The organism is Alphaproteobacteria bacterium (assembly GCA_040216735.1).
Taxonomy (GTDB): Bacteria; Pseudomonadota; Alphaproteobacteria; order SHVP01; family SHVP01; genus CALJDF01.
This window is the reverse complement of the sequence record JAVJOO010000009.1, coordinates 1-11,113: the sequence shown is the minus strand read 5'-3', so window position 1 is coordinate 11,113 and position 11,113 is coordinate 1. Positions and strand designations below refer to the sequence as shown.

The following is an 11,113-nucleotide window of genomic DNA, read 5'->3' as shown; positions in this document are numbered from 1 at the left end:
GCCGAACAGGAATTCGCCGGAACCGCTGGCCTTCACGCGCTGCATGGCCCGGAAGTCCGTCGGGTGCATCACAACCACATCCGGCTGGGCTTCGTTCGTTTCGAGCGCCGCCAGCGCCCGGTTGATCGAGTCGATCGCCGTATCGCCCGACGTCGGAGTAAAGGCCGTATGGTTCCCGCTCTTGGTCAGGCCGGACATATTCGCGCCGACGCCCGTGCCGTTCAGGATTTGGTTTTCAAGAACGACTTCGAGGCCGTAGAGCAGACGCGAATCCAGCGTCTGCCGCAGCAGCGGCACGTCCCCGAGAATCTGCCGCGACGCCTTGATGAAATGCGCGACGGTCGGAACCTTCAATTCGACCTGTTCGTAGGTGATCGAGGACTCAGCCTTCGCCACGCCTTCATGTTCGAAGGGGCTTCCGCCGCCTTGGGGAGCCGCGTTGTTCGTGAACGCCAATTCTCGGGTGAATTCCACAGCCCCGCCCGTCGTCGGGATCATGGCGATCCGGTCACGCAGCCAGCGCTTGCGCTGCATGCCGGAGACGATTTCCGCCTGCCGGTCGTTGACGTTGAATCCGCCGTTGTCATATTTGACCGTATTCGCCTGGACGGACAGCATGGTGCCGGCGTCAACCGCGACCGACGTTTTCGACAAACGCTTGTCGGCAACGGATCCCCAGCCATCGGCCTTGGTCAGCTTGTCGGCCAGCGCCGCACCGGGCGAACGCCGGGCACCGCCACGCGGTGCAAGGTCACGCTCGGCAAGCCGCTGTTCCATTTCAACGAGATTGGCTTCAAGCGTCTTGATTTTGGCGCTTTCGCGGTCGCGCCATGCGTCGCATTCGACGGTAAGTTCCCGCAGCGCCGTCGTCACTTCGGAGGCTTCGGCGCGCACGGCGATGATGCCGCGATGATTACGAATTGCAGTCATGGTTCGTGTTCCTTGTGTATGCCCCCGACGTGCCCAGCGGGCGCACGGGTGCGCGTGTTTAAGTTGTTGGGTGATCCGCCCATCCCCCAAGCGCACGGCGTTGTTAAGGGAGTCGGGTCCGGCAGCGCACGGCTTGCCGCTTTATTGGGGCAACGCCAGCGCACGGCGTGACGTTGCGGCATTCCCCGACGATGCCTCATGGCAGCGCCGGGGAACAAGTAAATACTAACGCCCTTCGAAAATAACGCAACACATTTTTACTTAGGGCGCTGCGTCCTAGTACTATCAAATTAAACAACTGTGCAGAATGTGACAGTCACAGGTCAATTGAACACTGTCGGCGGTGCCGCATCCGGGTCGTTACGGATCGACGCGGCCAATTCCTCGGCCCATGCCGCGATGCCGTCCGGCCCGCCCCGATGCCCGCCGATCAGGCCCAACGCCAGCTTAACCACGTCGTCCGCGTCAACGGCGGTCGGGTTTGCGATGGCGAGTGTTATTGCGAGGCCCATCGTCTCGCGGGTCACGGTTTCGTCGGTCACGCCTTCGTCGCTCATCACTTCGAGGGCATTCGCCAGGATTTGGCGTGCTATCGCTTCGGTCATTTTTCGTTTCCTTCATCCAGGGTTGCTACAGATTGAAAGTCGTCCGTCTCGCTGGACGGCCAGTTGCCCGGCGATGCACTGCCGGGGGCCGCCGTGGCGTGCCGGGTCCGGGTCAGGTCCGCCGCCGCCTTGATCTCGGGTAAACGGGCGCGAAGGGCGGCGCGGTCGGCGTCGGTCATGGGGGAGCCGTGATACTGCCGCCACACCTCGGCAAAGGGTGGTGCGCACACACCGACGGACAACAGGCCGGGCTGGTCGGGATGCTCAAGGTTCGCGACGTACCACTTAGACACGTCCGCCGGCAGTCGATCGCCGGTAAGGACGGCCAGCTGCAATGGGGTGAATTTCCCGCGTTTACGGGACCGTCGTTTTCGATTTGTGGGCATGGTCTATTCCTTTCCTATCATGATCCGGCAGGCCGGCCGGGGCGGTCGCGGAGGGGTTCAAGGTCGAGGTTCAACGCCCGAAGCGCCGCAAGGAATCCGTTGCGGGCGTCCTTTTCCAAGGCGCACGCGGGATTGACCTTCGGCCCCCCGTAGCGGTCGACGGTGACTTCCCCATGAATGGCGATGGCAACCTGGGCGGCGCGCATCCTGTCGAGGCATTCCGCCGCCGTGGTCAACAAAGCGATACCCGCCGAGTCGTCGATGCCGTATTCGGTGGCCACGTCGGCGAAGAACACGCGCCCGTGCTGGCCCAAGTGTTCTGGGGGATTATGTAATTTGCTAAAATTACCCATAATTTATGGCCTCATTCTCAAGCGACTTTGGGAACCTTGGTTTCAAGAAATTGTGAGTACCGCAGCCGGTCCTTGGGCGGAGGCGGCTCTTGTTTTTTCCCTGCCCCCGTACCCTGCGCGCCAGTTGCAGCCACAAGGGCAACGACGCTCTGCCACTTCTGCCAGCGGATTCCATATGGGACGTATGTACGCGCGGGCGCGCGCGTGACGGTGATAAGGGAATGCCGTGGCAAAACTGGCAGAATGGCGGATTTCTGCGGGTCCATAATTATGCATTCCTTCCATAATTTACTGGCGGGAACGCATGGACGGCTTGGGGCACGATACGCACGCCCATAAATCCTCGTTTGTTGTTCTGCCGGTGTGGGCGCATCCGGCGGGTTTCCAATGCGTCGAGGAAGCGAGCGCGCGGTAGGACGAATTCTCCCGCCCTTTCGGCCCAGAGCTTGAAGCTCGAATAAAGGTCGTTTGTCGCCGTCCAGGCGTCCGCGTCGGTGCAGTCGCAACACTCAGCAAGCCAGGCCCCAATGGCGTCTTGTCCATCTAGATAGGCGTCTGTTGCAGCAGTGACGGCGGGCGGCGGTGCGAGGCCGTCGCGTTGCCATGCCAGCGCACCGTCGATCATCCATGCAAGGATACCCGGCCATTCCTCTTTGAGACGTTCCGGCAACTGCTCGTCGCGCTCGGCTGCCGGGATGGTGACGTTGAACGGGATCAGGTGGAACCGCCGCCGGATCGCCTCGTCGACCGAGCGCAGCCCCGGCTTGTGATTACCGGCGATCAGCAAAGTAAACTGAGGGTCGAATTCGAAAAAATCCTGGCGCATGAACCTGGCCGTGATCCGGTCGCCGCCGGTCAATGACTTGATACGGGATTCGGCCCAGCGCCGGCCTTCCTCGGTTTCTTGTGCCGTTACGAGTCGAGCGCCGCGAAGCATCGCCAATTCGGTAGGGTGCCGGTCGGTGCTGGACGCGGCGAAGGTTTCAATCGGGGCGGCGCGGTGATAGTCCCCCATCGCGCCGGAAATGGCGCCGATGAACACGCCCTTGCCGTTGCCGCCCGGCCCGTGCGCGAAGGGAAGGACGTGTTCCCGCGTCGAGCCGCTTAAGGCGTACCCTGAGAGGCGCTGTAGATAGCCAACTAGGTCGCCGTCGCCCGCCGTGACGCGGTGCAGGAAGAGTTGCCATAGGGGGCAATCGCCGCCCGGTGCAACGGCGGTTATCTTTGTCATGTGGTCGTTGGGCCGATGTTCGCGCATGGTGCCGGTCGTCAGATCCACAACGCCCGCCGGAGTGTTTAGCAACCACGGGTCCGCGTCCCACTGGTCTACGGTGGCGACGACGGCGCGGTCGGATCGCGCCATGCGTTCAACCGCGGCAACCGTCCCGGCCTGCCGTAGCCGGGTTATGATCTTGTTGCGCTCGGCTTCGGTGAGCGCCGGGTCGGCCTTAGCGGTATCGGCAAGGTCGCGGCAGATACGGCGGGCCGCGTCGTACATGTCGAGCGTCGAGTCCTCGCGCCAGCGGGTGCCGTCATACAGATACCATGCGGACCACGGCGCAACGTACCTGGCGCGGTTGTCCAGCGCGGCTACAAGGCGAAGGGCAAGCGCATCCTCGGTATGCGCGAAGTCATAGGGCGCCGGTGCGGTTGCCGCCACAGGCCCCGCGTATCCGGCGATCCGCAACGCTTCGGCGCGCAACTGCGCAAGATGATCTTGTTCAGACATAGGGTTTAGCTTCCCGTTCAAGTTCGGCCACGCGGCTTTCCGCCCGCCTTAGTTCCAACGCCATGCGCTCCCAATTCGATTGACCGCCGTCGAGCGCCGCCATGACCGCCGCGTCCCATAATTCGGCGGCAGCACGAGCCGAAGCTAGGCGGCGTTGTGCGTCGACCATATTTCGAAGGTCACTGGTAGTCGGCGGCACGCGCCGGCCGGGCGGTTCGTTCGGGATGCGGCGGCGCGCCTTAAGGAAATCGTCGGCAATCCAGTTCGAAAGGTCGTCGGCGACAAGCTGGAAATGTTCGCGCCGTTTACCTGTTCCCGCCGTCCGAGCCGCCTTGCGCGCCGCGTCGATCTCGGCCAAGGCGGCGTCGAGAAGTTGAAAATTCGGGGTTTCTGGGGTAAGATTGGGAACGCTCAAATTTCCGATTACCCCGCCGCCTGCCGGTTGCCCCCGGTGGGCGGTTTCCATATGCACGTCCATCTAAGGTGCCCCTCGCTCAATAGGTTGCATATCGATCCGGCGCGGCACGCGCGGTGCGTCGGGCGATGTTGGTGTGACAGTCACAGGGGGCGGCACGATCACGGGCCGAACGAACGGTGACGGCGCTTTCATGATCGCGATCAAGTTCCGCCGGATGGCCACGGCCTGCAATCGCAACGCCCGCCGCTCGGCTGGGCATGGCGAAGCCGCGACAAGGCTCTCGATCATCATGAGCACCCGTCGCGCCGATCCGGTCGCCGTGGCGATGGTGTCGGCGCGTTTCGCGGCGATGGTTTGGAGTTCGGGGCGCATGGTCACCCGGCCTCCGTTTCAAGACCGGTCAAACGAGCGACTAGGCGCGGTGTGTGCCAGGGGAAGGACGGATCATTGATGAGTGCCTTGGTGAAGTCGCTAGGCGTGAGCGTTCGGCCGAGACGGCTTTCCAAGCATCCGATGCACAGGTAGCCCTTCCCCTTACCGTGCAGACGAGCGTCACCAATATTCATGCCGGCGTCGTGCCACACCGAATCGTACACCATATAATCTTCCCATTTGCCCTTGTGGCGGCAGCCGCGCTTACCGGTGCAAGGTGTCGTATCGGCCCCGCAATCCTTGCAAATCCAGGTCATGCCGCCCCCCGGTGTTCGCGCCGAAGCCGGCGGAGTTCGACTTCGGCGGCCCGCAATTCGGCGCGGGCGGCGCGGACGCGAAGCTGCGCCAGACGCAGCGCCTCGTTCAAGATCGCAGGCGTCATCATGCGGCCTGCCCGCCGGGGGTGCGCTCGGCCTCGATACGTTCGAGGTCCGCGAGTCGCCAACGAGTGGTGCCGGGAGAAAGCTTGATCGGTTGCGGGATCAGGCCGGATGCGGCCCACCGCCATACCGTGATTCGGTGAATGCCATAGCGCGCGGCGACGGCTTGGTCGGAAAGGTAAACTTGCTGTTGCATCGTTTTCGCTCCGTCAAGGTGACGGACGAAACGTTACGAGGCGATACGGACACGTGCCCCCTACATGGCAACAGATTTATTGGCTATTCAAAATCCGTCGAATTTGCCGCGCTGAAAGATTGGTGCCGTCGTCTTTAGTGAAACGTTCGCTCAGCTTCGAAACGACGGCTTTCTCCTGATGGCCTTCCATATACATCTGATCGGCGGCACGGCGGATGTTGTGGTTTCGGGGCGCGTTCGCGTCCTGCTTCGTTTTCTTTCCCTTTTTCCCGCCTTTACTCGCGCCACCTTTCGATTTGATGGCCTTCTGGCGGTCAAAATCGAGACGCGCTTTTGCGCGGTCGAAAAGACTACGCACTTCCCGGTACACGGCGCTGATTTCATTTTCCGATAACCCACGTTCCATGCGTTCAGAAAGTTCCGCAAGGATTCCATCCGCCGCGTCCAGATTCATATCGACGTCACGGTTATCGGCTTCGACGAGCGATGATGCCGCACGCAGTTCACGCAACGCGGCCAGTTCTTTTTGAAACAGGGTATAAATGGCCGCGCGAGCCGCCTGCCGCTTTTCCGCTTCTGTTGCATCGTTCGGTAACTCGTATCGCACATTGATCGTCGGAGTTTTTTGATTGTCTGACATCAGCCCCGCCCCTTCCGCATCGCCACCACGTCGCCGCTCTTGGCGGCAGGCGTGTTCACAAATTTGCACCAGTCCGCCATCAGCCGCGCCCGCTTGGCGAACATGTCGCCTCGCCGATACGCTCGCTCGACTGTACTTCCGACCGTGTGCGCCAGCGCCATTTCGCACACTTCATGCGGATACGCCGTCGCCTCTGCCGTCCAGTCTCTAAACGTGCTGCGGAAGCCGTGTACTGTTGCGGCGACCTTCATGCGGCGCATCACAGCGGCCAAGGTCATATCCGACAACTGCCCGCCGCGCGGCGCAGGGAATACGAGGTTGCTATCTTCCATCCTCGGCAGTTCCTTGAGTAACGCCACCGCGTCGTCGCACAACGGGACAACGTGTTCCTTGCCCGCCTTCATACGATCACCCGGCACCGTCCAGACCTTCCGTTCAAGGTCGATCTCGGCCCACGTCGCGCCGCGAACCTCTCCCGACCGTGCGGCAGTTAGGATCAGAAATTCCAGCGCCCGCGCCGCCATACCATCACGCTTCCGCAGCTTCACCATGAATGCCGCCACGTCACGCCACGGCACCGCTGCATGGTGCTTTACGTTCTTAAGCTTGGTCGGTTTGGGGAGTACGGCGTCTAGGTTGCCGCGCCAGCGGGCGGGGTTGTCGCCGGAACGGAAACCCGAGACGGTCGCCCATGAAAGCACCGCTTCAATGCGTCCCCGCAACCTTGTGGCCGTCTCCGTCTTGTTCGCCCATATCCGCTCCAGCACCTTGACCACATGTGCTAGTTCGACCGCATCGACGGGTAGCTTGCCGATTGTCGGATAGGCATACGTCGCCAACGTCGATCCCCATTGGGCCGCGTGTTTCGCGTTCTTAAATTCGGCTGTTTTTGACCCGAGAAACTTTTCCGCCGCCTCTTTAAATGTGATCGCCTTGCCGTCAGCAGCTATCAACGCAACCCGTGCAGCGCGGCGTTGGGCAATCGGATCGACGCCATTGCGGATCAGTTCTTTTGCTTCCCGCGCCTTGTCCCGCGCCGTTGCAAGCGGAACCTCGGGAAAGCCCCCGAGGCCAATCTCACGCCGGCGCGGCCCGATCTTGGTGCGTAGTATCCACGACCTCGCCCCTGTGTCCGTCACCTGTAGCAGCAACCCCGACACACCCCCAACGGCATGAACGCCTTGTTGCGTCAGTCGGCGCACTTCGGTTGCGCTCAGTTCCTTGGCTATTTTCGGCATGGGATTCGAACTCCGGATTCCTACTCTGTTATTCGTCAATCGGTTAGGCGTCTCGACGCCATCCTACCCGCCAACGATTTGTCACAAGCGGAATTCGAACCCTACCCGCCATCAGGAATTTTGATATTCCACCATCCTACCCGCCATAAAATATGCCATTGAATGCAACATCACGCAACACGGAACTACGGAGTTTTTGCGTGGAACCTATTATCTATTTGAAATTACGAACATATTTTTACTGATTGCTACAAGGCGCAACATGGCGGACGCGGACTCCCTCTCCGCCATTTAGTCTGCCGGCAAATGCCGGTCGTCGGCACACTCCAGATAAACTACGAAGTTTCAAACAGATACGGCCCGGCTGCCTAGCGTGAGGATCGCCAGGAGACCGAATTCGCGCGAATTTCCGCGAATTTGCGCCGGACGTCTCTCCGGGGCCGTTTGCCGGTCGTCATGGGGATGATGGAGAGACTGCCCTCGTACAATCAAACTCCAGTGTCAAAACCAGTAGATTGGAATTTGAAGTAGTTTGGCACTCTCGAACGCCCGAACACAAAGAATGACGATTTTAACTCGAGGAATCTCCAGAATTTCGTTCTCACGAAGCCACAGTAAGTGGATAATTTTTCACCGGAAAATTTCTCGTCGCATAGTCAGTGTAAGGACCTGAATAACCAATAATGTGAAATACGATATGGTAGAGAAGCACGGTCACACAGTGCACCTCGTCGATCATTTTCTGAAAATCTACAGATGCAATATCCACTTCTCCTCTCGATTTTGGATGAACACTACTGTTGCGTAACCTCCGCCACGCTTCAATGTGGGAGGGATCAATTTTGTCCAGGCTAGAGAGCCATCTCATGCGATCTATAGCGCGCACAGAGGTTAATCCGGCGACAAGGCCACGAACTCGCTCTGTGAATTCTGAAAAAGCATCTTGGTTAGAAACCCGATCTACGATGAAATTTTGAAGTTCTTTTAGCCGCGCCTTTTCTTCCGCACGCTTATTACTTTCTTCGGCATCTTGTTCAAAATTAATTAGGCTAGCGAGCCCCTCAACAGCCACCCCTAGACCCATCGCCCAGGCATCCAATGAATTAGCGCTGGCCTCATGCGCCATGTGCAGATAGCCCGTACAGGCGTTCCAATTCGCGAAGTTTGTCTCACGGGTCACATAGTCAAGATAGGTTCCAAACAAACCCCAAGAATTGTCGTGAAAGCCTTCCGAGCCACGGGAGATCGGCGGCCCGAGCCGAATCATAGGAGATTTGAGTGTTTTCGATATGAGCGTGACGCAATTCGGTTGAACGATCACTCGAGGCGTGACTGATTGCGCGAGCAGGAACCGTAACGCTTCCTCTATACGTATAGCAAAGTGCTCAGGAAGCGGAGAATTCGATTTCGCCCGTACAATGAAATTATCGTCGCCGCTCTCAATATGAAATTCGGAATCCCCGATCCCGAATTTCGATTCATTGTTGAGTATCGGAAGATCGGTCTTCTCAAAAAAATGCAATGCTATGGCTTTCGGGTTCGACGGCGGCTCCCCGCCTGTGACTGACGACAGCTTTCCATAAACTATCGGGTCTGCATGCTGAGCATGCCAGTCGCATTTGGGAATAACATGTTCGGCCTTCCATGATCCCCCATTAGCGGCAACGCCGGTTAAGGTGAAATATGAGTCTTCAGGCAAGACTTCGCCTGACTGGACTTCGAACTGACGCCTGAAGTCGACGATGTAATTCGAGTTACGAGTTTCGTTCGCATACAGCTTATATTCGAGCGCGCCTTCTTCTGTTTGGCGGATGTATCCTCTGCCATTGTAAGAAATTGCGTTGTCAGAGGGACTATTCTGCAAGAGCGTCATTTCGAGAAAATCGACGTGCAGGTTCCCCTTTTTAAAGTCAGAGATGATCGACGCTGGATTGACTAATTGAACTGTAGGGCCATTAGACGCAGCCATTAGAACCTCCGAAGCCAACGGGACTCCCTAAATTGACGAAATCAATCTGATCTCCGCTCGAGCACATGACCTAAGGTTCGAGCTTTTCGCAAACCAGAAATCAGATTCTAAGAATCACTAAAACCTATAGGTCGCAACGGTCAATTGAAGTCCGCTTCAAAGACGCAAAAATGCAGCAGTTTAATCTGATTATTTGCTTGCATATAAGAAGCCTAATCTGAGCGCTTGTGCTTTCCACTTTCGTGGCATAGGCGAGTTGACGATAGTCTCAAGAGTTAATTCGTGAGGTTGTTGCCCATCCAAGACTTGAGACACGACATACGGACAGAGAAATGCCAGCGGCAGCATCTTCTGGATATATCGGACAGTCACGCTTTCTGCCCGCGCCAATGCACGGAGCGAAGTTGGATCGCCAGCCATCAGCCGTTTGTTCCACATGTATGCCTTGGCTATTCCTCGAATTAGAACAGGGTCCTGTTTGGATTTCCGAGGGTGGATATCAGTATCCAGTATCAGCTTGGCTTCAACGCCTCGTCGTCTAAGCGAGTATGGGACGCGGAGGTGTTGCTCCTCGTGATCACCCGGCGCTTTGAGGAATATTTCCAGGTCGGCGTTCCCGAGGACGACTTTGAAGACGTTCGTTCTCAGGACCTCAATGCAGTCGGCTTCCATGATCGACGAACTACCTGGCGCGCCCCTCGCTGTACTTAGATACCTCCCCAGTTCCGCGAGGACTGCGGTTTCTACCTCCTTGGCCGGAAGGCGGATTGCCGGAAGGCGGCCACCGTCCCGCGGATCGGTGACGTAGTAGCGGTAGCGCCGCCCGCCCTTGTTGGCGTGGCTGGGCGTCAGGCGGCGGCCGTGTTCGTCGAACAGGATGCCGGCGAGCAGGCTGGGCTCCTTGGCGTTGGAGCCGCGCCTGCGGTCGATCCGGTTGGCGGCGAGCATCGCCTGCACCTCGCCCCACAGCGCCTGGTCGACGATGGCGGTGTGCTGCCCCGGGTAGGTTTGGCCCTTGTGGACGATCTCGCCAAGGTAGAGACGGTTCTGCAGCAGGTGGTAGAGAGCGCCGCGGGCGAAGGGTTGCCCGCGCTGCCCGGAGATTTGCATCTGACATTCATGCACCGCCGATGCCGGACAAAGGTGCTGCGGAGGTTCGTGATGTTGCGGCAGCCTTTAACGATATGCAGGATCAGATCAGAAACATGATCCGAGGCAGAACGGAGATGATGGGCGCCTTATCCCACGACCTGCGAACTCCGTTGTCATTGATAAAGCTCCGAACGGAAGCCCTACCGTCCTCCGAAGAAAAAGAAAAACTGCTGTCGTCGGTTGCCGACATGGAATCCATCGTATCTGCAACTTTAGGCCTAGTTCGGCAGGCATTTGATTTAGAAAGGCGCCAAGAGATTGACCTTGGAGCACTGTTACAAGCCATTTGCGATGATGTGTCGGACACAGGAGGTGATGCAATCGCCACGCAGCTCAACAGGAAAACCGTCATCCGTGGGCAGCCCGTTGCCTTACGCCGCGCATTCGGCAATCTGATCGATAATGGCATTCGTTATGGACACCGAGTTCGGGTGTTTCTCGAACGTGATGATAATTGGGCATTCATTCATATCGAGGACGACGGGCCCGGCATTCCCGAAGCGGAGATCAAACACGTATTCGAACCTTTTTACCGCTGTGATCAGTCACGCTCGGAAAATTCGGAAGGGACAGGGTTGGGTCTCAGCCTAGCCAAAACCATCATCGAAAATCATGGTGGCACTGTAGCATTGTACAACCGAGAACCCTCCGGGTTGACCGTAACGGTAACCCTCCCCTGCTGATC

15 protein-coding genes are annotated in these 11,113 nt (G+C 58.5%); 1 reads left to right on the top strand and 14 read right to left on the bottom strand.

Going from position 1 to position 11,113, the window contains the following annotated elements; all coding sequences use genetic code 11:
- The 14 genes from RID42_17275 to RID42_17210 form a co-directional block, all read right to left on the bottom strand.
- On the bottom strand, positions 1 to 894 hold an 894-nt coding region (locus RID42_17275), incomplete at its 3' end, for a phage major capsid protein (GenBank protein ID MEQ8249429.1).
- A gap of 359 nt (positions 895 to 1,253) precedes the next feature.
- Entirely contained in the window at positions 1,254 to 1,535 is a 282-nt protein-coding gene (locus tag RID42_17270) for a hypothetical protein (protein ID MEQ8249428.1), read from the bottom strand.
- Entirely contained in the window at positions 1,532 to 1,921 is a 390-nt protein-coding gene (locus RID42_17265) for a hypothetical protein (protein ID MEQ8249427.1), read from the bottom strand. The genes RID42_17270 and RID42_17265 overlap by 4 nt, the downstream gene beginning before the upstream one ends.
- 17 nt (positions 1,922 to 1,938) lie before the next feature.
- The gene (locus RID42_17260) at positions 1,939 to 2,274 is read right to left on the bottom strand and encodes a hypothetical protein (protein MEQ8249426.1); all 336 of its coding nucleotides are present in this window, start codon (positions 2,272 to 2,274) and stop codon (positions 1,939 to 1,941) included.
- 268 nt (positions 2,275 to 2,542) lie between these two features.
- Positions 2,543 to 4,003 (bottom strand): phage/plasmid primase, P4 family, encoded by a 1,461-nt coding sequence (locus RID42_17255; protein MEQ8249425.1) that lies wholly within the window; start codon positions 4,001 to 4,003, stop codon positions 2,543 to 2,545.
- Positions 3,996 to 4,481 (bottom strand): hypothetical protein, encoded by a 486-nt coding sequence (locus RID42_17250; protein ID MEQ8249424.1) that lies wholly within the window; start codon positions 4,479 to 4,481, stop codon positions 3,996 to 3,998. The genes RID42_17255 and RID42_17250 overlap by 8 nt, the downstream gene beginning before the upstream one ends.
- Positions 4,482 to 4,799 carry a hypothetical protein gene (locus tag RID42_17245; GenBank protein ID MEQ8249423.1) on the bottom strand — a complete coding sequence of 106 codons (318 nt, stop codon included), beginning with the start codon at positions 4,797 to 4,799 and terminating at the stop codon, positions 4,482 to 4,484.
- Positions 4,796 to 5,110: a hypothetical protein gene (locus tag RID42_17240; GenBank protein ID MEQ8249422.1), complete on the bottom strand. Its 315-nt coding sequence runs from the start codon at positions 5,108 to 5,110 to the stop codon at positions 4,796 to 4,798. The genes RID42_17245 and RID42_17240 overlap by 4 nt, the downstream gene beginning before the upstream one ends.
- Positions 5,107 to 5,238: a hypothetical protein gene (locus RID42_17235; GenBank protein MEQ8249421.1), complete on the bottom strand. Its 132-nt coding sequence runs from the start codon at positions 5,236 to 5,238 to the stop codon at positions 5,107 to 5,109. Before RID42_17235 ends, RID42_17240 begins: the two co-directional genes overlap by 4 nt.
- Positions 5,235 to 5,429 (bottom strand): AlpA family transcriptional regulator, encoded by a 195-nt coding sequence (locus RID42_17230; GenBank protein MEQ8249420.1) that lies wholly within the window; start codon positions 5,427 to 5,429, stop codon positions 5,235 to 5,237. Before RID42_17230 ends, RID42_17235 begins: the two co-directional genes overlap by 4 nt.
- A gap of 76 nt (positions 5,430 to 5,505) precedes the next feature.
- Complete coding sequence (locus RID42_17225; protein ID MEQ8249419.1) at positions 5,506 to 6,069, bottom strand: hypothetical protein; 564 nt, start codon at positions 6,067 to 6,069, stop codon at positions 5,506 to 5,508.
- Positions 6,069 to 7,307 carry an integrase arm-type DNA-binding domain-containing protein gene (locus RID42_17220; protein ID MEQ8249418.1) on the bottom strand — a complete coding sequence of 413 codons (1,239 nt, stop codon included), beginning with the start codon at positions 7,305 to 7,307 and terminating at the stop codon, positions 6,069 to 6,071. Before RID42_17220 ends, RID42_17225 begins: the two co-directional genes overlap by 1 nt.
- 601 nt (positions 7,308 to 7,908) lie before the next feature.
- Entirely contained in the window at positions 7,909 to 9,276 is a 1,368-nt protein-coding gene (locus RID42_17215) for a hypothetical protein (GenBank protein MEQ8249417.1), read from the bottom strand.
- Between the two features lie 189 nt (positions 9,277 to 9,465).
- The gene (locus RID42_17210) at positions 9,466 to 10,386 is read right to left on the bottom strand and encodes a recombinase family protein (protein MEQ8249416.1); all 921 of its coding nucleotides are present in this window, start codon (positions 10,384 to 10,386) and stop codon (positions 9,466 to 9,468) included.
- A 20-nt stretch (positions 10,387 to 10,406) separates the two neighbouring features.
- On the opposite strand from RID42_17210, the gene RID42_17205 reads away from it, so the two are divergent.
- Positions 10,407 to 11,111 (top strand): ATP-binding protein, encoded by a 705-nt coding sequence (locus RID42_17205; GenBank protein MEQ8249415.1) that lies wholly within the window; start codon positions 10,407 to 10,409, stop codon positions 11,109 to 11,111.
- The last annotated feature ends 2 nt before the right edge of the window (positions 11,112 to 11,113 follow it).

Coding starts and splice junctions, on each gene's coding strand:
- RID42_17270 (MEQ8249428.1), bottom strand. CDS start 1,535: ATGACCGAAGCGATAGCACGCCAAATCCTGGCGAATGCCCTCGAAGTG.
- RID42_17265 (MEQ8249427.1), bottom strand. CDS start 1,921: ATGCCCACAAATCGAAAACGACGGTCCCGTAAACGCGGGAAATTCACC.
- RID42_17260 (MEQ8249426.1), bottom strand. CDS start 2,274: ATGGGTAATTTTAGCAAATTACATAATCCCCCAGAACACTTGGGCCAG.
- RID42_17255 (MEQ8249425.1), bottom strand. CDS start 4,003: ATGTCTGAACAAGATCATCTTGCGCAGTTGCGCGCCGAAGCGTTGCGG.
- RID42_17250 (MEQ8249424.1), bottom strand. CDS start 4,481: ATGGACGTGCATATGGAAACCGCCCACCGGGGGCAACCGGCAGGCGGC.
- RID42_17240 (MEQ8249422.1), bottom strand. CDS start 5,110: ATGACCTGGATTTGCAAGGATTGCGGGGCCGATACGACACCTTGCACC.
- RID42_17235 (MEQ8249421.1), bottom strand. CDS start 5,238: ATGATGACGCCTGCGATCTTGAACGAGGCGCTGCGTCTGGCGCAGCTT.
- RID42_17230 (MEQ8249420.1), bottom strand. CDS start 5,429: ATGCAACAGCAAGTTTACCTTTCCGACCAAGCCGTCGCCGCGCGCTAT.
- RID42_17225 (MEQ8249419.1), bottom strand. CDS start 6,069: ATGTCAGACAATCAAAAAACTCCGACGATCAATGTGCGATACGAGTTA.
- RID42_17220 (MEQ8249418.1), bottom strand. CDS start 7,307: ATGCCGAAAATAGCCAAGGAACTGAGCGCAACCGAAGTGCGCCGACTG.
- RID42_17215 (MEQ8249417.1), bottom strand. CDS start 9,276: ATGGCTGCGTCTAATGGCCCTACAGTTCAATTAGTCAATCCAGCGTCG.
- RID42_17210 (MEQ8249416.1), bottom strand. CDS start 10,386: ATGCAAATCTCCGGGCAGCGCGGGCAACCCTTCGCCCGCGGCGCTCTC.
- RID42_17205 (MEQ8249415.1), top strand. CDS start 10,407: ATGCCGGACAAAGGTGCTGCGGAGGTTCGTGATGTTGCGGCAGCCTTT.